The organism is Neobacillus niacini, from assembly GCF_031457145.1.
In the GTDB taxonomy this organism is placed as follows: domain Bacteria; phylum Bacillota; class Bacilli; order Bacillales; family Cytobacillaceae; genus Neobacillus; species Neobacillus niacini_J.
The window spans coordinates 79,598-105,061 of record NZ_JAVDVZ010000013.1 but is presented as its reverse complement, the minus strand read 5'-3'; the positions used below and the strand labels follow the sequence as shown (position 1 = coordinate 105,061).

The following is a 25,464-nucleotide window of genomic DNA, read 5'->3' as shown; positions in this document are numbered from 1 at the left end:
AAAGGGGAATTAATCTACCTTCCTCTTTTTTTTGCGTTTTTAACCCGAGTTTTTACTTAGAAAAATATGGTAAACTAAATAGAAAGGGGGGATTTTTTTGAAAAAAATAATCGGCATGCTGGTGCTGCTGGTTCTTCTCGCGATGGTGGCAGCTGGCTGCAGCAAGGAACCTCAGCCACAGGATCAATTCGCTGCGTACATAAAGCTTTGGAATGAGCAAAAGTTCGATAAAATGTATGATTACCTTACAGAAGGTACGAAAGAGGTTATCTCCAAGGAGGATTTCACAACCCGCTATCAAAAAATCTACGACGATCTACAAATTACCGACCTCAAGATAACCTTCGAAAAACCGGGAGCGGATGAAGAACTGCCTAAGGACCGGGACAGTGTCACTTATGATTTTTCCGCGTCAATGAACAGCATCGCGGGACCAATCGAATTTACATATAAAGCTAAGATGAACAAAGAAGAACGTGATAAAAAGAATAACTGGTATGTGGACTGGAACACTACCTATATTTTTCCACAATTAAAGGATGGCGACAAAATCGGAGTCAGCACCACCAAACCGAAACGGGGACAAATCGTTGACCGGGCAGAAAATGGCTTAGCCATGAACGGGCAGGTTTACGAAGTGGGAGTTGTTCCAGGAAAGCTTGAAGGGCAGAAGGAACCGGTTATTCAGCAATTATCCAGCCTGTTAAAAATGACACCGGAGCAGATAGAGAAAGCGATAACGGCCAGCTGGGTGAAGCCGGACCTGTTTGTGCCACTGAAGAAGGTATCGATGGACGATACGGAGCGTATCGCTCAGTTAATCGCCCTAGAGCCAGTGCAAACGAAAAAGGTAGAAGCAAGAATATATCCATATAAGGAAGCAGCGGCACACCTAATCGGTTATGTCGGATCGATTACGGCAGAAGAACTAGAAAAATTGAAGGATAAAGGCTATACAAGCTCAGATGTCATTGGAAAAAGAGGACTCGAGCAAGTTTTTGATGAGCAGCTCAAGGGGAAAAATGGCGTGAAAATCACGATTAAAAAACCGGATGGCAGCACAGAATTGCTGGCTGAAAAAGCAGTTGAAGATGGACCGGATGTTAAGCTTACCATTGATATTAATATGCAGGCGAGCTTGTACGCAGAGCTAGTAGGTGAGGCGGGCGCAGGAGCGGCGATAGACCCAGTAACCGGTCAAACACTGGCACTTGTCAGCTCGCCATCATTTGACCCAAATCAAGCCTCTCTGGGCTTCTCAAGTGACGAGTGGAACCAGCTTCAGGAAAATCCACAAAAGCCCATGACAACCAGGTTCAATAAGTCATATTCACCAGGTTCTGTTTTCAAGCCGCTCACAGCTTCTATAGGACTGAAAAACAATACGATTACAACTGAGCAAACAATGAATGTTAACGGTTTGAAGTGGCAAAAGGGTGCTTCGTGGGGCGGCTATTTCGTGACGCGGGTTCATGAAGCCGATTCAGTGAATCTAGAAAAGGCAATGGTCTATTCTGATAATATTTATTTTGCACAGACGGCTTTGGGACTTGGGAAAGACCCATTCACCGCTGGGTTAAAGGGATTTGGTTTTGAAGAAGAGTCTGATTATCCATTCCCGCTTGAAACATCAACGATTGGAAAATTGGATAATGAGATTGCTTTGGCAGACTCCGGCTACGGTCAGGGACAAATTCAAATGAGTATTGTTCATTTACTGGAAACCTATACTCCTTTTGTGAACAGTGGAAATATGGTTAAACCAAGTCTCTTGCTTGACGTTGAAAAAAGTGAAAAGAGTGTGGTTTCGCCTGAAATTGCTGCCACCGTTTCTGGAATGTTGCGAAAGGTCGTCGGTGATGCGGATGGAACGGCCCATTCTGCTGAAATCGCAGACTATCCACTAGCAGGAAAAACCGGAACTGCTGAAATCAAACAAAAGCAGGGTGAAAAAGGAACGGAGAATGGCTGGTTCATTGCTTATAACACGGACAGTCCATTGATGGTTGCGATGATGGTGGAAGACGTCCTAGGTCGCGGTGGTTCACAAATACCGGTGAAAAAAGTGAAGAATTTCTTTATGCAAGTTAAATAAGGTTCGAAATATACCACCCTTCTAAAAATCAGATGGGTGGTATTGATATTTTTCAAGATCAATGATGCCGTTTAGGCCAATTTCGACGCCTTCGCTTTCAAGCGAGAAAAGCTGCTCCTGATGTGATTCATCGTCCTGGATGGCGATTTGACCTTTTGTATTGACGACACGGTGCCAGGGAAGACGATGCTTCCTGCTCATTGAGTGCAAGACGCGAACCACCTGCCGTGCTGCACGCGGGCTTCCAGCTTCCCGCGCTATTTGTCCATATGTCATAACCTTTCCTTCAGGGATGGCTTTAATAATCGTAACGACACGTTCTGTAAAAGGCTGCATTTTACAAATTCCTTTCTGCTTTCTCCTTCATATTATAAATTAAGATAAATTTTTTTAAAATTTTCATTCGACATTTTCTATCGACACATTTCTCAGGAAATAATCAAAGCTGGTTTTTGATTTCCTTTTAAAAGACATACACCATGCACGCTACAGCCATTTCGCATTGATGTCGAAAAAAGAAGCAGGGGAATTATTTTTTGATTGAAATGTCCGATTTTTCTAAAAATTTACTTGGTACCTTGTCCTGATTAGATAATTCGTGCATATATTCGTATCCAAGCTAATAAGATGGTTACAAACCTTTACAAAGAGAGTGTTTGAGGTGAAGAGTCGTTTGAGGCTTTTGTGGATTCAGTTGGGGACATGATTATTCATTGTAATGCCGCATAATTGCATAAATGGTGACAGGCACCGGGTCATGCGGATTTAGTATTTCGTCTTAGTGATAAGCGGGTCTCATTTCGCACTTCTCACATCCAATTTAGGGAGGGCGAGTGGTGTGCACGATTACATCAAAGAGAGAACTATCAAGATTGGAAAGTATATCGTGGAGACGAGAAAAACGGTTCGTGTCATAGCGAAGGAGTTTGGCGTATCCAAAAGTACTGTCCATAAAGATTTGACAGAGAGACTTCCTGAAATAAATCCTGAGCTGGCAAATGAGGTAAAAGAAATTTTAGATTATCATAAATCGATCAGACATCTCCGGGGTGGAGAAGCGACGAAAATGAAGTATCAGAAGGAAGAAAAGGAAGGTGAGGCCGTTAAATAGGCCAATCTTCAGAAGAATTCTTGCGCAAACAGAAAAAATGTTTTAAATTGGCCATTTTCATGGACTTCTTGGTGCATTCTAAGAAAGTCGAGAAAAGGGCCATTTTTAATGGCTGAAAAAGCGGGCATTCTCTTTCAATAAATTTTTTCCGACAAATTTCTACGTTTTTTAGGTAAAAAGTATGGAAATTTAAAGGAATATGATACAATTAGCAATTAGGAAAGTATGACCGTTTCAAGGAGGAAAGAAAAGAGAATGTTTGCTAGGGATATTGGGATTGATTTGGGAACGGCTAACGTGTTAATCCACGTAAAAGGCCGCGGAATTGTATTGAATGAGCCATCTGTTGTAGCAATAGATAGAAATACGAATCGTGTTCTTGCTGTTGGTGAGGAAGCTCGCCGTATGGTTGGACGTACACCAGGTAACATCGTCGCAATTCGCCCGTTAAAAGATGGGGTAATTGCAGACTTTGACGTAACAGAAGCAATGTTAAAACATTTTATTAATAAGCTAAACGTGAAGGGCTTTTTATCGAAACCGCGCATTTTGATTTGCTGTCCAACGAACATCACAAGCGTTGAGCAAAAAGCAATCAAAGAAGCGGCTGAAAAAAGCGGTGGGAAGAAGATTTACCTAGAAGAGGAGCCGAAAGTGGCAGCCATTGGCGCGGGAATGGATATTTTCCAACCAAGCGGTAACATGGTTGTGGATATCGGCGGCGGAACAACAGATGTTGCGGTCCTTTCAATGGGCGATATCGTAACATCCTCCTCCATTAAAATGGCTGGCGACAAGTTCGATATGGAAATCCTCAATTACATCAAGCGTGAATACAAGCTATTGATCGGTGAACGCACATCTGAGAATATTAAAATCAATATTGGAACCGTCTTTGCAGGATCACGCTCGGAAGAAATGGAAATTCGCGGACGAGACATGGTCAGTGGTTTACCACGTACGATCACAGTTCGTTCAGAAGAAATTGAAGGAGCTTTACGCGAGTCTATTGCTGTTATCGTTCAAGCGGCAAAAAGCGTTCTTGAACGCACACCGCCGGAACTTTCTGCCGACATCATCGACCGTGGTGTCATCCTAACAGGCGGAGGAGCTCTGCTGCATGGTATCGACACATTGCTAGCTGACGAACTTAAAGTACCTGTCTTAGTGGCCGAAAACCCAATGGACTGTGTAGCGATTGGAACAGGCATCATGCTCGACAACATTGACCGTATTGCAAAGAGAAAACTTGGGTGAACAGGTAGGACATCTTACCACTTAAAGAGTCTAATGACACTAGTCGTTGGGCTTTTTATTTTGGAAATAAGTACTCCAAAAAAGCCGATTTTGATTAATAAATTCCGCCACTTTTTGCCATGGAAATACTTTTTCTGCAAAAGACTACTAATTATTTTTAATAATAGAGTATAATATTAGGTAAAATGATGAAACAGCAGAAGAATGGGCAAACGAATGGTTCAATATAATAGATGGATTTCGGTTAAAAGGGGAATAAAGAGATGTCAGTAAATCATCTAAACCAGGTGAAAACGAGGGAAGAGTATAAAAAGATAAAAGAAGATGAGCGGGCTAAGGCTGTAGAAGGTACTACGACCCAAAAAGCTTCTAAAGTCAAAAGTGCTCAAAAAGCCCAAAAGGCGGAATTAGCAAATAAGCGGATTCGGATCCGCCTTATTCCCATTTGGCTTCGAATTGTCCTTTTGGTCGTTTTAACTGGAGTTTTTATGGTCGCAGGGGCAACTGTTGGGTATAGTGTGCTCGGAAATGGGGATCCGGGCGATGTGTTAAAACAATCGACCTGGACGCATATTCTTGATTTAGTGGAAAAAAAATAACCGTGGAGGGGCGACAAGCCCTTCCTTTTTGTATCCTCTTAATAGTAAAATGTAAATAGCTGTTCCTATGAGGAGGTACTAAAATGTTAGATGTGACACAAATAAAAGAAATTATCCCCCATCGTTATCCATTTTTGCTTGTAGATAAAATTTTGGAAGTAGAAGAAGGGGTAAAAGCTGTTGGAATCAAAAATGTGACGGCAAATGAAGAGTTTTTCAATGGTCATTTCCCTGACTATCCAGTAATGCCGGGTGTGCTTATTGTTGAGGCACTTGCACAGGTTGGAGCCGTTGCTGTATTGAAAAAAGAGGAAAATCGCGGTAAATTGGCTTTTTTTGCCGGAATTGATAGCTGTCGTTTCAAGAAACAAGTGAAACCGGGAGACCAGTTAAGGTTGGAAGTAGAAATCGTCCGCCTGAGGGGTCCAATTGGAAAAGGGAAAGCTGTTGCAACAGTGGATGGAGAAATTGCTTGTGAAGCGGAAATAACGTTTGCATTAGGAAAATAACCGGGCATTGCTCCGGTTGTTTTTTTTTTGTAATAGTCCTTTAAATCTTGGGGAAAATAACAACAGACCAGAAAACGGGTCAATATTTTACTATGGAAAGGGGCTTTTACGTTTGAAGAAAAAGCTGTTTTTATTGCTTGCAGGGTCGGTTTTATCAGTGTCAATGTTAGCGGGGTGTTTCAATAGGAATCAAAATCCACCCCCACCGGTTAATGATAATGCACCGATTAATAACACAAACACACGTTATAACGAAAATAACCGTTTAAACAACACAAACACACGTTATAACGAAAATAACCGTTTAAACAACACAAACACACGTTATAACGACGGCATGAATGGAACTAACAATAACGGATTAAACAACACAAACACACGTTACCACAACAACGACCTTAACAATGGTACCGACATCGAAGACAGAATCGAACGCAACATTAATAATAGATAATAAAGAGCAGGGCAGGCTAATCCAGCCTGCCCTTTTTCAATCGTGCTTAATTTTTAATTTCGGTTTGCTTTTCATTTTGTCTTTAAATTCCTCAAGCAGCGCTTGACCGCCGAGACCCTGTTCAAGCAGACTGTCGAGTAACAGTTCAGAGTAATCACTTCTGTTTCGGCGTAATCGCCCTTCAAATAGGACGCTCATATGATTTTCAAATTTATTTAGTGATGAAACCTTGGTCTGAAAAAAGGCAGGGTCGTTTTCACGCTTGGTTATCACCGCTTGTACAATAACCTCGCGATTTTCCTCGTGGATTTTTTTGAAATAGTCATAAAGGGTTAAATCCGTATAAGCTTCAAGCAGCCAGCTAGCTCGTTCGTTTTCTTTATTAATAATTAATCCATCTTCTAATGGAACTTCCACAGAATTTCCATCCTCAACAATTTCTAAAGCGACTAACTTAAAGGATTTCATTTACATTACCTCCCGTTACGTTTCATTCGCGACCATATTTTTCTAAATTATAACATATCCGTTCGGGAAGCAAATGTCGAAAAATATTTGTCGTATTTTGCAATTTTGTTATTTGGGGAAAAATAGACCTTCCAAACTTGTTTTTTGCCCATGACGAAAAATTAAATTTGGGGCCAAAAACGAATCGATTTTTGGAAATTCGCCATTTTACAGCAGTAGTGCTGAGGGTCTATGATTAAGCCATCAAAAGGAGAGGAGAATAGGAATGATCAATCAAGTTACGCTTGTCGGAAGACTGACGCGGGATCCGGAATTACGAAAGACAACGGATGGGCTGCCGGTTACTTCGGTGACCTTGGCGGTAAGTCGACAATTTCGCAACCAGCATGGAGAAATTGAAGCAGACTTTGTCAATTGCACACTTTGGAAAAAAGCTGCTGAAAATACGGTACAATATTGCCGAAAGGGTTCAGTCGTAGGGGTAACAGGGAGGCTGCACACCCGGCATTATGACAACAAGGAGGGGAAACGGGTATATGTAACAGAAGTGGTGGCGGAATCCATTCGCTTCCTAGGTGCCAAACCAACTTATAGCCATGTGGAGCCGCCGCCAGGGACGGTTACCGTTACGAAGGAGGAACTGCCATTTTGAGTAGCCGTGATGATATTGCCAGCAGTTTAGAGCAGCTGCTTGAGAGCTTGATTAAAATGGTGGGTCGAGCCAATCAGAATAACAACGACCTGCAAAAACAGATCAATCAGGCGAATCAAAACATGGAAAGTCTTCAGAAAAGAATTAGTCAGCTAGAATGGATTATGAAAGGGCAGCTTAAGGAAAGTGAACGGAGCCCAATCAGAAATTACCCCACACATCCGTATCCACACATTACATCCGAAATTCATGACCATAACTCAGTTCACTTTTGAAAAATAACTTCCTCATCGCGTAATGATATCTTATCGAATAGGATTATTTTAGACCACATTTTATTTTTCGGTAGCTTTTTGAAAAATTTTCCCCGAAAGTAGAGGTTCCTTTGTTAAAGAAAACGAAAACTCTCCAAAATAATCCCCATTTTCCGGCCGAGCAGCGCCGGAATTTTTTTACTCATAAAGGGGTATAAATAAATTTCAGTTGGGCAAAATAACAGAAAACCCCCCTGTTTTATTTTTCTAGGGCCGCTGATAATCGTTCAGCGGCTCTATTTTTTTAGATTTTTTTATAAAGATAATGGAAAAGTCATAGTTTGGATGTGTACAATGTGTGAAAACTATGGACTATATACCTATATTAGAATGAAAATCAATCGAGGAAAAAAGGAAAGCTAAAATTATTGTCGAATAATAAATGTTGATGTAAATATTTGTCTTTCATTGGAGGTCATATTAACAAATGCCAAACTCATTAATTTTTATCGGGGAACGACCGAGTCACTTGGAAGTGAACATTAAAGGTAAACCAGATTTCTACGATGCGATACAACTCTCTAAAAAGACTCATCCCATATCTCCAAACCTGTCCTACCAATCTATCCCTCTTCACCAATACCATATTTCTATCCATATTCTTGAAAGTAACACCCATTTCAACTGCCGACAACAGTCATTGCAGCTAATACAAGGCGAGAAGCAGCTCTCCGAAGAAGAAGCCTACGATATCTTCACGAACTTTGCGATTATGGACGATAATAAGGTCGCATTTTTAATGCTATCAGGAAGAAAAGGAATTAGAAAAAGAGAAAAAGGGAAGCCAAGGGTTTTGGCGGCCAGTAAGAAGGTGGAGGACTAAGGAAAGGTAGTTTTATGGTAAAATAATAGGAGGGATTGTGTTGAATCGCCTTAATCCATTAAATGATTTTTTGTTTAAAAAGTTGTTCGGAGACCAAAATGATAATGAGCTTTTAATTGGTCTACTTAATGCGATCCTTAAAATAGAAATTGTGAATCTAACTATTGAGAATGAAAAACTCAATCGATTTAAGGAAGAAGAAAAATTAGGTATCTTAGATATAAAGGCAAAAATGGCAACCGGTGAAAAAATAAATATCGAAGTTCAACTGTTAGACCAAAAAAACATGATCCCACGAACCCTTTTTTATTGGTCAAAGCTTTTTGTAGAGGGATTTGAATCAGGGAGTCTTTATAAAGAACTGAAAAAGACTGTCACTATCAATATTTTAGGGTTTAAGTTGGAGGAATTACGAGATGAGTGCTTTCATTCCACATTTAAAATAGGTGAATCTAAAACAAAAAATAACTTAACAGATTTGCTGGAAATCCATTTCATCGAGTTTCCAAAATTCGAGGAAATTACGTATGATTTGAATAATCCACTCCATTGCTGGCTACTTTTTTTAAAAGATGATGTTCCTGATTATTTGCTTAGGGAGGTATTGAGGATGGATGTAATAAGTAAAGCAGAGGAAAAGCTGACAATGTTAAGCGCTGACCCGGAAACTAGAAAAGAGTACGAAAGGCGGGCAAAAGCTCTATCAGACGAGCGGAGCCGGTTAGAAGAAGCAAAGGAAAAAGGCATGGAGAAGGGCATGGAAATAGGGATATTAACTATAATACGTGGTCTTCTGTCCCGAGGAATGCCTCTTAACGAAGCTGCTAAACTTACCCCATATAGTGAAGAGGAGTTAGACAGGAAGTTAAAAGAAACCCAAGAATAGCCAAATGGGTTTTTGAAATGTACCATTCTAGACGAATATTACAAATGCATAACAAATTTAATCAAAAAAAGGGTTTCGAAGTTACTTCGGAGCCCTTTTACTGTTATTCACAAAAGCGTAATTTCCCCAAGAATTTCACAATATAGACAAAACCACTACGAATTTAACAATATATATCCTCTTTCCCCTTGCTTTGCGCGTGCACCACCCACATAAAAAACACCATCAGATTACGTAAAGGTTACACAAACAAACCCATTGTCCACCCCACACGGACAAAACGAGCAAAATGTCCACGAGCGGTGACAGGCACCGGGTGGGTTACCCATATTTTTCATCTGTTCCTAGTGTTTTCCACTGTTATATGACAATTTGTGATAGAGTTTTAATATTTTTGTAATATAACTGGTACATAGTTCTGGTATAAATAGAGTAATAGAGAAGGGGGAAGCGTATGCAAAGTTTAAGGCGTATGATTTTCATGTTTCTAACATGCGTATTATTGGTGTCAGGTACGGTTGTGGCACATGCACAAACAAGTAAGGACGCTTTACATACTGTTCAGCAAGAGCTTGAACAAAAGGCGAATGAAAAGAACTCTATTAACAATGAAATCGAACAGATTAAAAAAGATATGGAAGATTTACAATCTTTTATTACACAAAATAGAGTAGCGTTGGAAGATACTCAAAAGAGAATCGTTGCAACCCAACAACTAATCGAACAGAAAAAAGAGGAAATCGTCGTCCTTCAGGATAAAATACATAACCGAAAAAATGTTATGAAAAATCGGTTAGTGGCCATGCAAAAGGATGACAATTTAAATGTAGTCATCAATGTAATCTTAGAATCTAAAAATGTAGCAGATCTTATTAACCGCGCGAGTGCGGTAACAACCCTGTTAAACGCTGATAAAGATATAATGACTGACCAAGAAAACGACCTAAAGCAAATTGAAATGGATAAAGAAGAAATTGCTAAGCATGAAGAACAGCTGGCAGTAGAACAAGAAAATCTCACCAAACAGCAAGCAGAACTGAATCTAAATTTGCAAAAAAGACAAGAATCCTTAACTGTAATGCAACAAAAATATAGCCAAGTCGATCAAGAAATGGCCGGAATTCAAGCACAGTTGGCAGAGGCACAAGCGAAGGTTCGCCAAGAACAAGAAGCAGCAAGATCCATGGCCGCTGCTAACACACCAGCGCCAGCACCGGCTGCAACACCAGCACCAACAGGACAAACAGGCAATGAAATGTATGTCACTTCAACTGCGTACAGCCATGAATCATCAGGAAGTATCACGCGCATGGGCCACAATATTAAGGAAAATCCAAATATGAAGTTAATTGCAGTTGATCCATCTGTTATCCCATTAGGATCAAGAGTATGGGTAGAGGGATATGGCGTTGCGATTGCTGGGGACACTGGCGGGGCGATAAAGGGACATAAAATCGATGTACTTATGCCAAACAATGTCCAAGCATACGCATGGGGCAGAAAAACCGTAAAAATCGTCGTATTACAATAGCTGTAGCAAAAAGAGATCTGACATCAAATGGATGTTAGATCTCTTTTTGCTTAGAAAGGTTAACTTCTGCAATAAAAAACCAGTCCGAAGACTGGTTTATCGTAGTAGTGTCCGCCTGAGATGGAAAGTGTCCACGAGCGGTGCCTGTCACCCTAAATAAACTAAATTCTTGAGCTCATCGGTGGAGAGTTCGGTGATCCAGTTTTCGCTTTGGATGATTTGGTCGTTTAGGTGTTGCTTTTTCTCGAGCATGGCGTCAATTTTTTCTTCGAGTGTGCCGGTGCAGATGAGTTTGTGCACGTGTACGAAGCGGGATTGACCGATTCGATACGCTCTGTCGGTGGCTTGGTTTTCAACTGCAGGATTCCACCAGCGGTCGTAGTGGATGACGTGATTGGCTGCCGTTAGGTTCAGTCCGGTTCCTCCGGCCTTCAATGAAAGCAAGAACACAGGGAACTCATGGTTTTGAAATTTCTCTATCATGCTATCACGCTGTGTCTTTGGTACACTTCCGTTCAGGAATGGTACCTCAACCCCAAACTTCTTCTTTATGGTCGCACGGATCATTTCACCCATTTCAATATATTGAGTAAAAATGAGACAACTTTCGCCTGCGTCCAAAACGGCGTCTACAAGGTCGACAAGTTTTTCTAACTTATTGGAGCGTTCAAGAAGCTGTCGCTCAGCTGACCGTTCTTTTAAATAGAGCGCAGGGTGATTACAAAGCTGCTTCAACCTGCTAAGCATTTGTAAAATTAACCCTTTTCGTTCAAAACCTGACAGCTTTTCAATCTCTGCAAAAGTATCCCGGACGAGCTGCTCATACAACGATGCTTGCTCGGTTGTGAGTGGACAGTACTCTTTTTGCTCCTGTTTGTCAGGAAGATTGAGGGCAACCTCTTCGTCTTTTTTCGTCCTCCTCATCAGGAACGGGCGAATTAACGACTGAAGCTCATTAACCTTTTCTTTTTTCTCATCCTTTTCAATCGGAATCACGAACTTTTTCTGGAATTGGCCCAAGCTGCCAAGATAACCATGATTGGTAAAATCAAAGATCGACCACAGCTCGGATAATCGGTTTTCCATTGGAGTACCGGTCAAGGCAATTTGATGGCCGCTGCGCAGCCTTCGAACCGCCTTTGACTGCTTCGTTCCCGCATTTTTTATATTCTGTGCTTCATCGATGGCAATCGAGCTCCAAAGAATGGACTCAAACTCCTCTGTATCCATATGGCTCAACCCGTATGAAGTCAGGACAATATCGACATCCTTAACCTTTTCCGAAAAAGCCTCCGCCTTCAACCGGTTCGATCCATAATGCAAATATACATTCATTTCAGGCGCAAACCGTTCAAGCTCTTTCTGCCAGTTACCAAGTACAGATGTTGGGCAAATAATCAAAGCAGCCTTCACGGGCATTTTTTCACTTGAACCCTTTTCTTCGTTGCCTGTGGCTTGCTTTTTAGAATCGTTATCAATTTGGGTGCCTGTCACCATTTCAGAGAGTGCTCCGATTTCTTCCTTTACCTTCAATAAATAAGCGATTAGCTGCACTGTTTTTCCGAGCCCCATGTCATCCGCGAGAATGGCACCAAAACCGTATTGGCGGAGGAACCAGAGCCAGCTCATTCCTAACTGCTGATAAGGGCGGAGTTCGCCATGAAGCCCATCAGGAACTGTTTCCAAGGGAATCTCATTGGCTTCGGAAAGCTGCTTGATCATTTTTTTCCAAGAGCTGTTCAGCTCAATTTGAATCCGTGCGAAGGCTTTTGGGTTTTCTAGCTCATCTTCAGTGGGAGGGGTCTCCACTAGCTCTTGTTCAAGTAGATCCCTTACATGCAAGCCTTCCTTTTCGGCACGTTTCATCAAATCCTGAATTTGTCGAATAAAGCCTGGATCGAGCTTAACCCAGCGCCCGCGAATAAAGACAAGTCGACGTTTTTCTTCGACAAGTTGACTGAACTCATCCTCAGATAAGTCGACGCCGTTCATGGAAAAACGCCAATTGAAATCGAGCATTGCCTGCAGTCCGACAAACGAAGGACGGTGGCTGGATGACCCTTTTAGAGATGCCTTCACCTTTAAATTCGCATTTTTCATCGCTTGCCACCAGGAAGGAAGCAGAATCTCTACGTCCAAAGCTACAAGTGTTTCACTTGCTTCCGTCAGAAACATCCATGCTTCTTCCTCTGTGAACCCAGGCTTTAAGGTTGCTCCGTCCTCACTCAACCATGGAATCAACTTAACCCAGCGACCTTGCTCACGGTCAACCCTGTCTAAAAATGGCTTCCATCTCGCTGGAAGTTTTCCGTTTAGGGCATATACATCATCCACATTCTTCTTGCCACGTAAAAAGACATCCAGGTTCCACAGACCTTCGCCGTCTAGGGGTTCTTCTAACCTCAGACCAATCGTGAAGGGAGTGTCACTTTCTTTGATTCCAACCCACTCAAGCCAGCTTTCTTCATCAAAATAACGGGCAAGATCTGAACCAGCTATATTTTGTTTCCTAAGTAAAGCAAGCTTTGGACCGAAAAGATCCTTCATAGCCGAATTCCGCGTTAAGTAAGCATCTAAAGCATGATCGTATAGATCAGAGATAAATTCCTGCACCTTTTCAGATTCTTCGTCATGGGAATCTACAGGCTGGTCCCAGAATGATGGATCGAATTCATCCATTACCCGGACAGGGAGCTGCCAGCGGAAGTCGCCATGTTCCCACACGGAAAAGTCCGGCAGCCAATCCTTCTCGAGGATTCCTTCGTGAAGGGCGTGAGCAGCGGCCAGGCAAATTTCCGATTGATCGCTCCAGTCCCAGTCAATAAACCGATTAAAGGATTCCTTCGCAAAAAGAGAGACAAGGTGCCAGCCAGTAACCACAACACCCTCGATGCCATCCACTGACTCCGTCTCTAGAAGCGTGCCAAAAAAGCTCTCTTCATGCCTGCCGAACAGCACATTCTTCCACTCAGAAGGAGGTAACCCATATCCGTGCTCATCCTCAGCAGCCAAAAGATAGCGACCATCTTCCAATTTAATTGTCAGTAGCTTAATAAATCTAGTTTTCAGCATCGTATTATTACTCCTTTATTAGGGCGGGTGGAGGCCAATTTAGCTTGATTCATTTCCAAATAATGTCTAAAAGTCCAAAACCCTTTGAAAAAAGTCCAAAAGTATCCCGAAATAGTCCAAAGCACAAGGGAAAAAGTCCAAAACCCACTAGAAAAAGTCCAAAACCAAAATTAACCCCAAAAATCACAAATATATGCAATAAAACTGTCCGCCTGAGGTGGAAAGTGTCCACGAGCGGTGCCTGTCACCGCAGAATGTCACCACATTACTGAAACCACCTCAACCAGACTATTCTTCAATAAGTTTGCTCCTTCTGCATTCTTCGTGGAAGGCGCGGAGGCGTTTGGTTTTTTCCATTAGGTTGTCGAGGAAGTATTGCCAGTCGTCGACTCGTTTGATTTTTTTGTACAGGGTCCGCAGTTTTTTTAGATGGCGGACGGCTGCTTTGTAGCTGGAACGGTTTTTTTGGTTGATTTCGTTCAGCGCCGATTGATGCAGCATTCCTAGCAGTACCTCTGGTTTCTCTTTTTCGATTACCTTGACGCGTTCTCGCGGCAGGTCATAAAAGCTCCAGCCCATGAATGCCTGGAGGTCACCCCATTTTTCGAATTGCTTTCGTTCAAACAGCGAAAATTCATATTCCGTATAACTATAAGGTAAAGTCGCCAGCAGCGCGCGTTCGTACAATTCAGCTTTTCCATTTTCCGAAATGTATGGTGCGATGGCCTTAAGCGCCGACCGGGTAAAAGCAGCACATGAATGATAGGTCCGCAAAAAGTCTAAATAAGTTTTTAGTTTGGAGGAAAACAGCTCGATTAAAGGTCCAACCCGTTTCCACGCCTTTGTCTGTGACAATAGATCAATCCAGTGGAGCATATAAGGGGTAATGACTTCATCGTCAAATTTCCCAATCAACTCTAAGGCCAGTTCATCCTTTTGCTGTAAAAAGCTGATATGAATCCCTGCCACCATCAGCGGAGTGGGGTTTTCCCAATCCTTCAAGGTCTTCATTCGCTCATTAATATGTAAGATTTCTTGCTCACGCCACTCCTTCTTTTTAAAAAGATTCGTCCAGAGGAGGCGGTACAGATAGACACGTTCCTGCTCGAGCCCAGTAGAGGCAGTCAAGAGCTCAAAAACATCATCCTTTAATTTCAAAATAAACTCGTCGAAGTCAAAAGGCAGCGATTGCACGCCAATTTTTAATACAAGATCATCCGCATCCTCAATTAAGTTATGGAACACAGAGAGATAGGCACGTCTAACAGCGTCCTCCGCAAAACCCGAATCCTCTGTCAGAACGGCGAGCTTTTTAAACGATACAATAATTCCGACCATTTCATATAACAAGCGCCATTCTTGTTCCACCGGAGCGCTCGCTCGAATTCGCCGTTCGTAAATATTGAACAGCTCAGCAATAATGAAAGGGCTCGAATACTTTTTTGAATTAAGAATGGTATCAAAGCTGATCTCGAAGGATTCTACCCAGCGGCGATAATCAGGCTTCATTACACCGTTTGCCTTGATTAAATCCTTTGCCGTCTGCAGTCCCCAGTTCGTGACATCATTTTTCTCTTTCATCGGTTCCCGCCACTCTGCAACCCATTCGGCAACACTGCCTACTCTTGCATATGCAGCAAAAAATACAGCCATCTGATGGCGGCACAGTCCCTGGTTAGGGCAGGTACACTCACTCGAAGCCAAAAAGGCAAAATTGAGCTTAACATAACAAGGCGTAACGTCCTGCACCATCGCGGTAATCTGGGCATTCCATATTTGTAATTGCTTCACCAACCCTTGTCGGTACAGCATTAAGCCCTTTTGAACGAGCTTAACATCATCGACAACATGCGGGTGCAGCAACTCTTTCATCTGTAACGCAAGAAGTTCAATCCGTTCATTAATAGTGGTCGACTCCAAAGCCGCGACCCCCTTTTCCGAAAATCCATATTCCTATATTATACCCAAAAATTGACCATTCGAGGAGAGAAAAGAGGATTTCTATACAGGACGGGCCTTTTTTGTTTAAAATATTCTTTGATTTGCAAATGAGAACTAGCTAAAAAGCCTGATTTTCTCGTATTTAGAAGGAACAAAAAAAGTCCAGGCATTGTGCGACGCCTCGACTTAGCTATTTTCCATTTCAGTAGTTGTGTTTATTGCAGGAGTCTGCCCCAGTTGCTGAGACACATATTCAAACAGGTGAGTAAGGTAATTAGTGAGCTCGAAGCCTTCTTCGTTAGCAAACTGTGATAATAGGAATTTCGTTTCATTCATATTATTTTCCCCCTTAGATTCATTTCTATCATCATTCTTACCAATCTATCATTCTCTTATACATCCAATCGAAGGATGATTCAAAATACATGTCAAGTCATTGAGTTACAATCTCGTGCGCCTGCAGTAACTGACTCATTTCCTGTTGTTGACGCTGTCTCTCGCGTTCGAGCTGAGTCAAGTGGCAATCAATCTGCTGGTAGCTACACTTCTATCAAGGTATGTCCAAATACGAAAATTGGTCACGGCACAGAACGCAAAAACAGTCCCAGCAGCGCTAGGACTGAAAATCTATAATGATATCTTGGCAGCTTAATCTATATCTTGGGAAACCTCTGGTTCCTGTTTCTCCATATCTGAAGCGAATCTTTCCAAACCCCCAGTAGCACAAAACAAAACAAGCGCAAAAAACAACGCAATTAAAACTCTTTTCATCGAAATGATCCCCCAGTTATTCCTTTTTGTCTCTACTCAATAAGACGCAAATAAGTGGGAATTAGTTCCATAAAAGTGTTTGACAAAATCTGCACTTTTAAAAAAGATAAGCCGACATTTGCTATTTTAAAATCAATGTGATATATTTCTTTTTGTAAAATTGACTGATTTAGTATTTCGGTCAGTTTACTAAAAGTGAGGTGAGTGGTTGTGGCGATTGTTGATCGAAAGAAGCTGATTATTGAGGCAGCGGCTAAGTCTTTTTCTTTGTATGGTTATAAGGCAACGACGATGGATCAGGTTGCCAAGTTAGCCAATGTGGGAAAAGGGACCATCTATACCTTTTTCAAAACAAAGGAAGAATTATTTGATGAAATTATTACTTCGCTTATTGTTGATATTCGATTAGAAGTGGAAGCCGCCATGGACGATTCTGCCTCAATTCTTGAAAATGTCCACACAGTTTTAGTTCGTGTTCATGAGTTTCGTGAAACCCATCAGTTGACCATCAAATTGATTCAGGAAGAACGGGATATGGGGACGCAAATCGTTGTCGAAGCCATGCAGAGGGTGGAGGAATCCATCGTTCAGTACATGAAAGTGATCATCCAGAAGGCGATTGACAAAGGTGAAATCAAAGCGTGTGATCCCGAGGTAACAGCCTTTGTCATGTTAAAAATGTACTTTTCATTAGTGGTCGACTGGCAAAGAAACCATCCACCATTGGATAAAGAAGAAATCTCAAAGCTCTTTGAACTCTATTTACTAAAAGGCTTGTTAACCTAAAAGTCTTTTATTTTTATAAAAAAAATGACTACTTGAACAAAATGGTCAATATTTTATATCTAATAATGACTAAATGGATAAAATAGTCAATCAGGAGGAATGTAATCATGTATGGAATAATAGCAGAACTGAAAACTATCCTTTCCAATCGCAAGGTTCTCGTTCCCATCATTGCCATCCTCTTTATACCAGTTCTTTACGCGGGTATGTTTCTATGGGCATTTTGGGATCCTTATAAATATTTAGGCGACCTGCCGGTGGCGATTGTGAACCAGGATGAAGGGGCAGAGCTTAATGGTGAGCAGCTAGAGATTGGGGACGACCTGGTCAAAAATCTTAAAAAAAGTAACACGTTTGATTTTGATATCGTGGATAAAAAGCAGGGTTATCAAGGGTTGGAGGAACAAAAGCATTATATCCTGGTAGAAATTCCAAATGATTTTTCAAAAAATGCAACGACACTTCTTGAGGATGAGCCACAAAAGTTAGAAATCAAGTATGTGCCGAATGAAGGGGCGAACTTCCTATCGGCGCAAATTGGAGAAACCGCGATGAAGGAAATCAAAGCGGAGATTTCAAAAGAGATTGTCGCAACCTACTCTGAAAGTATTTTTGAAAAAGTAACCGATATGGCTGGCGGGTTAAGCCAAGCAAGTGAGGGAGCCAATCAACTCTCAGAAGGCAGTGCAAAACTTACCGAGGGAGTAGGACAGGTTAAGGAGAACCTAGAATTATTAGCAAGTAAATCGATACAATTCGAGGAAGGGGTGCACACGGCTGCCTCAGGAACTGTTGAACTGGCAAAAGGGTCAACAGCCATCAATCAAGGGTTAGCAGAAGTGGATGAAAAGCTTCCGCAGCTGGTGACAGGCACCGCAAAAGCACAAGCCGGGGCAGAGCAAATGAAAAAAGAATTACCGGCTGGAATTGCAGCAGGTATTAGCAGTCAATTAACTGGAAGTACGGAAAAATTAAATGCCGGTATTAATCATTTTGAAACTCAATTGGGTGACGGATTGTCTGCGCAGATAGCCGACCAAATAATCGCACAGCAAAAGGCAAAAATGCAAGAGCTTGCAGGGGCTTTGATTGCAAACGGTGTTCCAGCTGAAACCGTCCAGGCCATCATGGAACAACAAGCTGCGCCAACTAAGGCTGAGGTCGAGCAGCAGGTTGCACAAGCTATCACTCCGGGACTACATCAGGGCTTCACGCAGTTTAGATCCCAGGTAAATGGTCAATTACTTGGAGCGGCTTCAGGTTTAGAAGAGCAATTGAAAAAGCAAACTGATCCCGCTTTTGATCAATTAATCGGTGGTCTGGGAGAAATTAATGCCAACCAGGCAAAATTACAATCAGGTATCCACCACCTTTATGAAGGATCCACCGCATTAAATGCGGGTGCAAACCAGCTGACAGCGGGTATGGGCCAATTATCAGAAGGTGCCGATAAAATTGCCGATGGAACTGGAAGGCTTGCGGAGGGTTCGTCTGAATTACAAACGGGCTCTGAGAAATTGGAAGCTGGAACCTCGGAATTAAATGAGAAGCTGGCAGATGGAGCCGATGCGGCAGCCAGTTTTAAAGCGGACGAAGATACCTATGAAATGATGGGCGAACCAGTTAAGGTTGATGAAAATGAAATAAACACAGTGCCAAACTACGGTACCGGATTTGCACCATATTTTATCTCACTCGGGCTTTTTGTCGGGGCATTGATTATCTCTATCGTTTTCGGATTAAGAGAACCTGCCGTTCAACCAGCTTCAGCAAGACAATGGTTTCTCGGTAAATTAGGTGTTATTACGATTATCGGTATCATTCAAGCGCTATTGGTCGATTTTGTGTTGGTAGTCGGTTTAGGTATCGAGGTACAAAGTTTGCCGTTATTTATGGTGACATCGATTATCACAAGTATGGTGTTCGTGACATTGATTCAAATGTTGGTCACGACGATGGCAGATGTCGGTCGCTTCATCGCGATTCTCATTCTGATTATGCAATTAACCACAAGCGCGGGAACCTTCCCACTTGTGTTAATACCTGAGGCGCTGCAGCCTTTTAACGCGTTCTTTCCAATGACATACACCGTCCAAGCGTTTAAGGCAGTCATCTCAAGCGGCGATTTTGCATATATGTGGCATAACAACGCAATTTTGCTTGGCTACATGATAGGGTTCATGCTTGTGACATTCACTTACATGGCCATTTGTTTCAAACGCAATCAGGCTCGTGAAACGATGATTGAGCAAGCAGCATAACAATTGGAAAAACACCGGGTTCGCTGAGGCAGTGAATTCGGTGTTTTTTTATAGGCGTGGGGCTTATATGCCAAATTCTAGATTTATGTGCCAAACCGATTCCACCGCCACCAAGAGAGCTAAAAAGCCCAGGCGAACGCCGGGCTTAGGTCTCTTTGTGATAAAGTTTGAAGTGCTCAACCTTAATCTAGGATCAAACAAAATGACCTTTTTTAAGGAAACCCCAACATATGTGCCAAATCACTGTTTTATGTGCGAAATTTTTATTTTGTGTGCCAATTCTAAGATTTACGTGCCAATTCATCAATTTATGTGCCAAACCGATTTTGCCACCAAAAAATCCACCTTCTACTTAAACCAAACCTCAAATTTTTTAAACAAAAATACGACTAGCCAAAGTACCCCGCCTGTCAGTAGGGATGCCCACCAAGAAAAGTGGAAGGAAGGACCGAATTCTGGCATAAACATGGTTACAGCTATGACGAGTCCCATGGCGACTGCTCCGAAAACTCCAGCCTTTACCATATCTTTCTTCTCACTAGCCTTTTCATTAAACAGGGATTGTTTGATAATCCTAAAAATATACCATACGCCGAATGCAACGGATCCTATGATAACTGCAAATGTCAAAAGAGTTGGGTACAGATAAACGCTAGAACTCACATCCTCCTTATTAAGTTGTGAAGCAATGGGAATAACCACTCCCCGAATCATTAGCATCCAACTTAACAGATTAAGAACAATCCCCATAATAAACGGAATGACTGAACGTTTCTGTTCCTTCGGTAAGTTCTGAATGATTTCATCCGCATACCCTTTAGGATCATCACCGAAAATGTCCCGGGCCGACTTGCCTTCGTTTTGTCCATCTAGGAGATGATCAAGCATTTCCATCAACACTTCTTCGGACTGTTGTTCGGACAGAGTTAATTGCAGACGAATGTAAATGAGCATATCACTATAGTATTTTTCGTTCTCTGGTGTGAGTTGTTCACGTTTTTTGTTATTTTCCTCAATTAATTGTTTAGCCTTCATTGTAAATTTCTCCCTTTAAATAAAGTATGAACTGGTTCAACAATCTGTTGCCACTCTGATGCAATCATGTCTAGAGACGCTTTGCCTTCTTCAGTTAAATGATAATACTTGCGGTTTGGACCAGACTCGGATGGCTGCATTTCTCCCCTGATAAGGCCGTTTTTCTGTAAACGAAGCAATACGGGATAAATCGTCCCCTCGCTAACATCACTTAATCCGAATTCCTGAAGCTTCTTAGATAATTCGTAGCCATAAACAGGTTCTTTTTCAATAACAGCTAAGACACATCCATCCAAAATTCCCTTTAATAATTGGCTTCTTAAGGACATGGTAGTGCTCCTTTTCTTTACTTTGTTAGCCTTTAATAAGGTACAACAGCAACTATATTGTTAAACAAGATAGTTAATAAAAAAACAACTACTTTGCTAAACAAGATAGCTGGTAAAAAAACAACTACTTTGTTATACATAGTAGTTATATTTATAGTATTCCATTGTTCTTTTATTGTCAATGTTAATTCCAAAATCTTTCCAGAAAAGAAAAATGAAAAGAAGTGTATAAGATGGAATGCCTTCATTTATTGCCCTTAGCCCGTTACATACACTTTTTCAAATCGAGAATGGCCAGCGGGTGCATGCGCAATCCTGCTGGCGATCCTGCCGGGAAAAGTTATTTGTGCCAATCAAAAAAGATTATATGGTTTTGCAATCACATCACCATTATTGGTAGGAATTGGTTGGTATAATTCATAAACTGCATAGAATATACCAATATGTACAAGCACTTAGTATAACGAAACATATATTTATTGCATAACGCTAAAAGGATGTGATAAATATGTCGAAAAAACTAGGAAGTATTTTAGGTGTATTTGTAAAAGGAGAACCTACCACAGCTACTTCGATTCCACCAATTGATGAAAATAAAAATTTTGAAATAACTCTTAGTTTCGAAGTTCCCATTGATGCAGGAAAAAACCAAGTGGTAAAGTTAGAAGCTTCATCAGGAATAGAAGTTTTTAGTAAGGGCATTTCACTTTATTCCATCAACCTTAATATGGGATTTCGAAGAGATGGAGAAGGAATCTTTACAAATACTGCTACACTTAACAATAGTGAACCTGGCAATCAACGAATACCACTTTCCATTACGTGGGCAGATTTCCCTCCTCCTGGACAACACACGTATATATTGGAGATTATCGCGAGCGCCAATGGATTGACAATTGAAGATTTACCCATGATCAGCCCAATTGGGTTTGTTGTTACACATATCCAATTACCAGAACAGAAAAAGTAAAACTCCAAAACTGAGTCTTGAACTGAATGTAGTGCCCTTACTAAATAGTTAGATGATTTGGTTTCTCTTAATTTCATCTTAATTAGAAAACTATCTAGTAAAATCTCCTAAACGGATTTTTCCTAATAAGTGCTAAAAGCAGTGTGATTCTTAATTGAAATCTACTGCTTTTTAGTTGTATATCATTTGATTAAAACAACCCAAACCCTTTTGAAAAACGAACTCATGGCAGCTTACTATTAAAATAATTGTCGAGAACAAGGTTATCTATGTACTGCAATGTTTTCTAGCATAAAAAAAGGCTGACTTCAAAAAAGTCAGTCCAGGTGACGTCAGGTGCTTCCTTACGTCTTATATATTGTATGCAATGGAAGGACCAGTTGTTACACAATTATTTTACAAAAATAAGAGGATTATCCTATTAACCTCTTAGGGAAAAAAGGGATTCAAGGGACAAATAGGGTGTGGAGTTGAAGTGACATACTAATAATTGTATAGTGTAAATATACATAGATATTCTATATATATAGATATACATAGGAGTGGCATGATGAAACAGGTTACCTTGTTGTTAGTAATCTTTCATTCAATTATTTTAGTTTTTTGGGTGGCAAATTCTAGCCTTTTATTTTCCACATGGGGAACAGGAGTGTGGCTGGCGTTGACCATTACGGGCTTTGTCTTGTTAAGAGTAATAAAAGAGGTAAGCATCATGAGTAAGCTATTATTAGTATCTAGTTGGTTAATGGTGTTTTTGTTGCTTGTAACCATTGCTATCGAATTCATAACAACTTCAATGCCTTAAACAGATAATACGACACTTCAAGCTAAGAAGGTCTTTTTTCCAGATAAACAGCAGTGGAAATGGGTTTAAAGGGTTACGTTTGCGGGTGCTTTCTTAAATAAAAAAGAGGGTCAAAGCTTCTGTCATTTGCAGGGCCGTTTTGAGTACACATTTGGTTGATCTTTATAAGCTGGTCGATAAAAAGCTGCTGATTCCCGCATTTAGAATCAAGAGGGTCCGCACTTATCGGTTGGGAGTTAGGTTAAGCGCCCGAGCTGATAAATAGACGGAGAAATTCCGTTAAATTAGTAATTATTGTTAAAAAAGGCTTAAATAGACGGAGAGATTCCGCCTATTGACTCGAAAAACGTGAAAATGGGGGATTTTGCTTTGAATAACCGGAAAACCTCCGCTTATATACCCCGAAACGATCTTCATTCTGTAAATAACCGGAAAATCTCCGCTTATTTTACTTTTGCTGGTTACTCAATTAAGGACAAAACATCTTATTTAAAGGGATTGAGTTTTATCTCAAAAATCCAAGAGAACCTCACTTACTTGTATTACGGTGAACCGTATCACAAGTAAGTGAGGTTATATAAATAAGGTTTTTGTATTCTTAATAAAGAAACGCGCCAATTATGTACTGCCGGAAGGTTTTTATAAAAAAATAGCTCAGTTAACAAAATGAATTGAGCTATTCATGATTCTACGGACAAGATGAAAAAGGTATAAAAAGAGATTTGTATTATGTTTGCCACATTTCCTCTTCATCTATACTTAAAGGTGAAGCATATACATTAATAAATAAAATATAAACCGGGAACAGAATGCCAGACCCAAAAATCAAAAGACTGAATCTCGGAAAAAGGGTTACTTCTGAACTAAAAGGAACGTAAGTATAGAAAAAAGAGAATAAAAGGATAAAATAGGGTACCCACAGAATGAGTGACCAATAGCTGTATTTACTACCTATCATCCATTTTTTAGTTAAACTAATAAAAATAAGTGTTGAAAGTAGAAGTCCAATAACATTTATAACAGCAATTAAAATGTAAACATGATCCCATTCCCATCCAGTTAAAGTACTAATACGGGATACATTGATTATGAGTTCAATTGCGATAAACAACGCTAAAGCGTATAAGGCACTAATCGTATTTAACTTTATAAAAAACTTCATCCTATACCTCCGAAATTAAGAAAACAGCATTGAACAACTCTGTGTTAAGTTCATTATTCAATTATACCCTTTCTTAAGTAACATGCGCACAATAAAAAGGTTAAATACCAGAAGGAACTTTGGTTGATGAAATAGAAGAATAGGTGAGCGTGGGGGTGCAAAACATGATTAAAGCCGTTCTATTCGATTTAGATGGGACATTATTAGATAGAGACTCGTCTGTAAAAAGCTTCATTTATAGCCAATATGACAGGTTGAACAACTCTATAGGTCATATTCGGCGAGAGATCTATGTGGAGCGATTTATAGAGTTAGATCAGCGCGGGTATGTATGGAAGGATAAAGTGTACCAGCAGATGGTAGAGGAATTTGGGATTACGGAGCTTACCTGGGAGGAACTGCTTCAAGATTATATCGACGAATTTAAAAATCACTGCATTCCGTTTCCGAACCTCTTCAGTATGCTAGAAGAGTTGAAGGATAGGAATATTCTTTTAGGAATGATTACAAATGGCAGAGGGCAGTTTCAGTTGGATAATATAAGAGCATTGGGAATCGAAAAGTATTTTACAAGTATTTTAATATCGGAATGGGAAGGATTAAAAAAGCCAGATCCTGAAATTTTTAAGAGGGCATTAGAGCAACTTAATGTTGCAGCAAGAGAAAGTATATTTGTCGGAGACCATCCTGAAAATGATATAAAAGCAGCACAGAACTTAGGGATGAAAGGAATCTGGAAGGCCGACCCTCATTGGGACCAGGCAGAAGCGGATTTTATCGTGAGTAATCTTAGTGAGATACCTTTATTAATAACTGGAGGCATGTAGCATGAGGAAGTTAGTATTTTATGGAGCGATAAGTTTGGATGGATATCTTGCGAGAGAGAATCATTCATTGGATTGGTTATTTGGGACGGAAGGCGAAGAGGAGACGGGGTACGAGGATTTCTATAATAGTGTGGATACGATTTTAATGGGCAGAAGTACGTATGATCAGATCGCAATCCTCTCGCCAGATAAATTCCCGTATGAGGGTAAGGACTGTTATGTCTTTTCTCGAACTTCGACGGGCTCTACTGAATATGTAAATTTTATTAATGATGATATTGCAGGGTTCACCCAATCGTTGAAGGAGCAAGAGGGCAATCGGATTTGGATGGTTGGCGGAGGTGAGGTGCTGCAGCCGCTTCTGCAAGCAAAACTAGTAGACGAGTTTATTATTCAAATTGCTCCTACTATCATTGGCAGGGGGATTCAGTTGTTTGTGCCAGGAGACCAGGAGAACAAGCTGACACTGGTTGACGTAAGACGTTACAAGCAATTTGCTGAATTGCATTATATCAAATGATGTGAGGACAAGGACCTTATCAGTCTTTGTCCTTCTCTATTAGATTTTTAGTGAAAAAATCTTATCTGCCAAAATAATCTCTTCACCTGCTGATTTCAAGCTAACCTGCCAAAAATTTTAATTTACCTGCCAATTTCATTAGTTTATCTGCCTAATCAATTCCCAAGCTCAAAAAGGCATGGCCCAGGTAACTATTTCTCCAATATATGGGGTGTCTTTGGAGGATTACGTGCCAAACCATTATTTAGCCTTGGCTCTCTCGATATGCCTCTCGAACCCGTTGGTT

General features: G+C 40.8%; 26 protein-coding genes. 17 read left to right on the top strand and 9 right to left on the bottom strand.

Going from position 1 to position 25,464, the window contains the following annotated elements; genetic code table 11:
* The first annotated feature begins 97 nt into the window (after positions 1–97).
* A complete protein-coding gene (locus tag J2Y03_RS23245; protein ID WP_310198925.1) occupies positions 98–2,095 on the top strand; it encodes a penicillin-binding transpeptidase domain-containing protein in 1,998 nt (665 codons plus the stop codon).
* Between the two features lie 21 nt (positions 2,096–2,116).
* On the opposite strand, the gene J2Y03_RS23240 is transcribed toward J2Y03_RS23245, so the two are convergent.
* Positions 2,117–2,431 (bottom strand): MGMT family protein, encoded by a 315-nt coding sequence (locus tag J2Y03_RS23240; RefSeq protein WP_310198922.1) that lies wholly within the window; start codon positions 2,429–2,431, stop codon positions 2,117–2,119.
* 502 nt (positions 2,432–2,933) lie between these two features.
* Between J2Y03_RS23240 and spoIIID the strand changes: the two genes are divergently transcribed.
* The 4 genes from spoIIID to fabZ all read left to right on the top strand — a co-directional run bounded on the left by spoIIID (position 2,934) and on the right by fabZ (position 5,571).
* The gene (gene spoIIID, locus J2Y03_RS23235) at positions 2,934–3,206 is read left to right on the top strand and encodes a sporulation transcriptional regulator SpoIIID (protein ID WP_007086083.1); all 273 of its coding nucleotides are present in this window, start codon (positions 2,934–2,936) and stop codon (positions 3,204–3,206) included.
* A gap of 255 nt (positions 3,207–3,461) precedes the next feature.
* Positions 3,462–4,463, top strand: a complete 1,002-nt coding sequence (gene mreB / locus J2Y03_RS23230; RefSeq protein WP_132087914.1) for a rod shape-determining protein — start codon at positions 3,462–3,464, stop codon at positions 4,461–4,463.
* 263 nt (positions 4,464–4,726) lie between these two features.
* Positions 4,727–5,062 (top strand): DNA-directed RNA polymerase subunit beta, encoded by a 336-nt coding sequence (locus J2Y03_RS23225; protein WP_310198918.1) that lies wholly within the window; start codon positions 4,727–4,729, stop codon positions 5,060–5,062.
* 83 nt (positions 5,063–5,145) lie between these two features.
* A complete protein-coding gene (gene fabZ, locus J2Y03_RS23220; protein WP_310198916.1) occupies positions 5,146–5,571 on the top strand; it encodes a 3-hydroxyacyl-ACP dehydratase FabZ in 426 nt (141 codons plus the stop codon).
* Positions 5,572–6,061: 490 nt separating this feature from the next.
* On the opposite strand, the gene J2Y03_RS23215 is transcribed toward fabZ, so the two are convergent.
* The gene (locus tag J2Y03_RS23215) at positions 6,062–6,493 is read right to left on the bottom strand and encodes a YwpF family protein (protein ID WP_132087925.1); all 432 of its coding nucleotides are present in this window, start codon (positions 6,491–6,493) and stop codon (positions 6,062–6,064) included.
* 265 nt (positions 6,494–6,758) lie between these two features.
* On the opposite strand from J2Y03_RS23215, the gene J2Y03_RS23210 reads away from it, so the two are divergent.
* From J2Y03_RS23210 to J2Y03_RS23190, 5 genes are all read left to right on the top strand, one after another.
* Positions 6,759–7,145: a single-stranded DNA-binding protein gene (locus tag J2Y03_RS23210; RefSeq protein ID WP_310198912.1), complete on the top strand. Its 387-nt coding sequence runs from the start codon at positions 6,759–6,761 to the stop codon at positions 7,143–7,145.
* Entirely contained in the window at positions 7,142–7,420 is a 279-nt protein-coding gene (locus J2Y03_RS23205; protein WP_132087931.1) for a hypothetical protein, read from the top strand. The genes J2Y03_RS23210 and J2Y03_RS23205 overlap by 4 nt, the downstream gene beginning before the upstream one ends.
* Before the next feature lie 466 nt (positions 7,421–7,886).
* Entirely contained in the window at positions 7,887–8,282 is a 396-nt protein-coding gene (locus J2Y03_RS23200) for a hypothetical protein (RefSeq protein ID WP_310198907.1), read from the top strand.
* 40 nt (positions 8,283–8,322) lie between these two features.
* Positions 8,323–9,168 (top strand): Rpn family recombination-promoting nuclease/putative transposase, encoded by an 846-nt coding sequence (locus J2Y03_RS23195; RefSeq protein WP_310198905.1) that lies wholly within the window; start codon positions 8,323–8,325, stop codon positions 9,166–9,168.
* A gap of 454 nt (positions 9,169–9,622) precedes the next feature.
* Complete coding sequence (locus J2Y03_RS23190; protein WP_310198902.1) at positions 9,623–10,699, top strand: 3D domain-containing protein; 1,077 nt, start codon at positions 9,623–9,625, stop codon at positions 10,697–10,699.
* Positions 10,700–10,846: 147 nt separating this feature from the next.
* Here J2Y03_RS23190 and J2Y03_RS23185 read toward each other — a convergent pair whose 3' ends face one another.
* Entirely contained in the window at positions 10,847–13,378 is a 2,532-nt protein-coding gene (locus tag J2Y03_RS23185) for a DEAD/DEAH box helicase (protein WP_310198899.1), read from the bottom strand.
* On the opposite strand from J2Y03_RS23185, the gene J2Y03_RS23180 reads away from it, so the two are divergent.
* Positions 13,357–13,524: a hypothetical protein gene (locus tag J2Y03_RS23180; RefSeq protein ID WP_310198896.1), complete on the top strand. Its 168-nt coding sequence runs from the start codon at positions 13,357–13,359 to the stop codon at positions 13,522–13,524. The genes J2Y03_RS23185 and J2Y03_RS23180 overlap by 22 nt on opposite strands.
* A gap of 535 nt (positions 13,525–14,059) precedes the next feature.
* Here the strand turns inward: J2Y03_RS23180 and J2Y03_RS23175 are convergent.
* The 3 genes from J2Y03_RS23175 to J2Y03_RS23165 form a co-directional block, all read right to left on the bottom strand.
* Positions 14,060–15,691, bottom strand: a complete 1,632-nt coding sequence (locus J2Y03_RS23175; protein WP_310198893.1) for an SWIM zinc finger family protein — start codon at positions 15,689–15,691, stop codon at positions 14,060–14,062.
* A gap of 207 nt (positions 15,692–15,898) precedes the next feature.
* Complete coding sequence (locus J2Y03_RS23170; protein ID WP_310198890.1) at positions 15,899–16,048, bottom strand: hypothetical protein; 150 nt, start codon at positions 16,046–16,048, stop codon at positions 15,899–15,901.
* Positions 16,049–16,360: 312 nt separating this feature from the next.
* The gene (locus J2Y03_RS23165) at positions 16,361–16,483 is read right to left on the bottom strand and encodes a hypothetical protein (protein WP_310198888.1); all 123 of its coding nucleotides are present in this window, start codon (positions 16,481–16,483) and stop codon (positions 16,361–16,363) included.
* Positions 16,484–16,699: 216 nt separating this feature from the next.
* On the opposite strand from J2Y03_RS23165, the gene J2Y03_RS23160 reads away from it, so the two are divergent.
* A complete protein-coding gene (locus J2Y03_RS23160) occupies positions 16,700–17,269 on the top strand; it encodes a TetR/AcrR family transcriptional regulator (protein ID WP_310199007.1) in 570 nt (189 codons plus the stop codon).
* Positions 17,270–17,376: 107 nt separating this feature from the next.
* Positions 17,377–19,530 (top strand): YhgE/Pip domain-containing protein, encoded by a 2,154-nt coding sequence (locus tag J2Y03_RS23155; RefSeq protein ID WP_310198885.1) that lies wholly within the window; start codon positions 17,377–17,379, stop codon positions 19,528–19,530.
* Between the two features lie 348 nt (positions 19,531–19,878).
* Here J2Y03_RS23155 and J2Y03_RS23150 read toward each other — a convergent pair whose 3' ends face one another.
* Both J2Y03_RS23150 and J2Y03_RS23145 read right to left on the bottom strand, forming a co-directional pair.
* The gene (locus J2Y03_RS23150; RefSeq protein WP_310198882.1) at positions 19,879–20,565 is read right to left on the bottom strand and encodes a DUF1129 family protein; all 687 of its coding nucleotides are present in this window, start codon (positions 20,563–20,565) and stop codon (positions 19,879–19,881) included.
* Positions 20,562–20,894 carry a PadR family transcriptional regulator gene (locus J2Y03_RS23145; protein WP_310198879.1) on the bottom strand — a complete coding sequence of 111 codons (333 nt, stop codon included), beginning with the start codon at positions 20,892–20,894 and terminating at the stop codon, positions 20,562–20,564. Before J2Y03_RS23145 ends, J2Y03_RS23150 begins: the two co-directional genes overlap by 4 nt.
* A gap of 508 nt (positions 20,895–21,402) precedes the next feature.
* Between J2Y03_RS23145 and J2Y03_RS23140 the strand changes: the two genes are divergently transcribed.
* Together J2Y03_RS23140 and J2Y03_RS23135 are read left to right on the top strand one after the other, a co-directional pair.
* Positions 21,403–21,864: a hypothetical protein gene (locus J2Y03_RS23140; protein ID WP_310198875.1), complete on the top strand. Its 462-nt coding sequence runs from the start codon at positions 21,403–21,405 to the stop codon at positions 21,862–21,864.
* Positions 21,865–22,414: 550 nt separating this feature from the next.
* Entirely contained in the window at positions 22,415–22,669 is a 255-nt protein-coding gene (locus J2Y03_RS23135; protein ID WP_310198869.1) for a hypothetical protein, read from the top strand.
* 727 nt (positions 22,670–23,396) lie between these two features.
* On the opposite strand, the gene J2Y03_RS23130 is transcribed toward J2Y03_RS23135, so the two are convergent.
* On the bottom strand, positions 23,397–23,831 hold the full coding sequence (locus J2Y03_RS23130) for a hypothetical protein (protein WP_310198867.1): 435 nt from the start codon (positions 23,829–23,831) through the stop codon (positions 23,397–23,399).
* A 164-nt stretch (positions 23,832–23,995) separates the two neighbouring features.
* Here J2Y03_RS23130 and J2Y03_RS23125 point away from each other — a divergent pair, with 164 nt between their 5' ends.
* Positions 23,996–24,658: an HAD family hydrolase gene (locus J2Y03_RS23125; protein WP_310198864.1), complete on the top strand. Its 663-nt coding sequence runs from the start codon at positions 23,996–23,998 to the stop codon at positions 24,656–24,658.
* A 1-nt stretch (position 24,659) separates the two neighbouring features.
* Positions 24,660–25,178 (top strand): dihydrofolate reductase family protein, encoded by a 519-nt coding sequence (locus tag J2Y03_RS23120; protein ID WP_310198862.1) that lies wholly within the window; start codon positions 24,660–24,662, stop codon positions 25,176–25,178.
* Positions 25,179–25,464 lie beyond the last annotated feature (286 nt).

Excerpts from the sequence above, each read along its gene's own strand:
- J2Y03_RS23240 (WP_310198922.1), bottom strand. The coding sequence starts at position 2,431 with ATGCAGCCTTTTACAGAACGTGTCGTTACGATTATTAAAGCCATCCCT.
- mreB (WP_132087914.1), top strand. The coding sequence starts at position 3,462 with ATGTTTGCTAGGGATATTGGGATTGATTTGGGAACGGCTAACGTGTTA.
- J2Y03_RS23225 (WP_310198918.1), top strand. The coding sequence starts at position 4,727 with ATGTCAGTAAATCATCTAAACCAGGTGAAAACGAGGGAAGAGTATAAA.
- fabZ (WP_310198916.1), top strand. The coding sequence starts at position 5,146 with ATGTTAGATGTGACACAAATAAAAGAAATTATCCCCCATCGTTATCCA.
- J2Y03_RS23215 (WP_132087925.1), bottom strand. The coding sequence starts at position 6,493 with ATGAAATCCTTTAAGTTAGTCGCTTTAGAAATTGTTGAGGATGGAAAT.
- J2Y03_RS23210 (WP_310198912.1), top strand. The coding sequence starts at position 6,759 with ATGATCAATCAAGTTACGCTTGTCGGAAGACTGACGCGGGATCCGGAA.
- J2Y03_RS23200 (WP_310198907.1), top strand. The coding sequence starts at position 7,887 with ATGCCAAACTCATTAATTTTTATCGGGGAACGACCGAGTCACTTGGAA.
- J2Y03_RS23190 (WP_310198902.1), top strand. The coding sequence starts at position 9,623 with ATGCAAAGTTTAAGGCGTATGATTTTCATGTTTCTAACATGCGTATTA.
- J2Y03_RS23180 (WP_310198896.1), top strand. The coding sequence starts at position 13,357 with ATGATGGATCGAATTCATCCATTACCCGGACAGGGAGCTGCCAGCGGA.
- J2Y03_RS23185 (WP_310198899.1), bottom strand. The coding sequence starts at position 13,378 with ATGGATGAATTCGATCCATCATTCTGGGACCAGCCTGTAGATTCCCAT.
- J2Y03_RS23170 (WP_310198890.1), bottom strand. The coding sequence starts at position 16,048 with ATGAATGAAACGAAATTCCTATTATCACAGTTTGCTAACGAAGAAGGC.
- J2Y03_RS23165 (WP_310198888.1), bottom strand. The coding sequence starts at position 16,483 with ATGAAAAGAGTTTTAATTGCGTTGTTTTTTGCGCTTGTTTTGTTTTGT.
- J2Y03_RS23155 (WP_310198885.1), top strand. The coding sequence starts at position 17,377 with ATGTATGGAATAATAGCAGAACTGAAAACTATCCTTTCCAATCGCAAG.
- J2Y03_RS23150 (WP_310198882.1), bottom strand. The coding sequence starts at position 20,565 with ATGAAGGCTAAACAATTAATTGAGGAAAATAACAAAAAACGTGAACAA.
- J2Y03_RS23145 (WP_310198879.1), bottom strand. The coding sequence starts at position 20,894 with ATGTCCTTAAGAAGCCAATTATTAAAGGGAATTTTGGATGGATGTGTC.
- J2Y03_RS23140 (WP_310198875.1), top strand. The coding sequence starts at position 21,403 with ATGTCGAAAAAACTAGGAAGTATTTTAGGTGTATTTGTAAAAGGAGAA.
- J2Y03_RS23135 (WP_310198869.1), top strand. The coding sequence starts at position 22,415 with ATGAAACAGGTTACCTTGTTGTTAGTAATCTTTCATTCAATTATTTTA.
- J2Y03_RS23130 (WP_310198867.1), bottom strand. The coding sequence starts at position 23,831 with ATGAAGTTTTTTATAAAGTTAAATACGATTAGTGCCTTATACGCTTTA.
- J2Y03_RS23125 (WP_310198864.1), top strand. The coding sequence starts at position 23,996 with ATGATTAAAGCCGTTCTATTCGATTTAGATGGGACATTATTAGATAGA.
- J2Y03_RS23120 (WP_310198862.1), top strand. The coding sequence starts at position 24,660 with ATGAGGAAGTTAGTATTTTATGGAGCGATAAGTTTGGATGGATATCTT.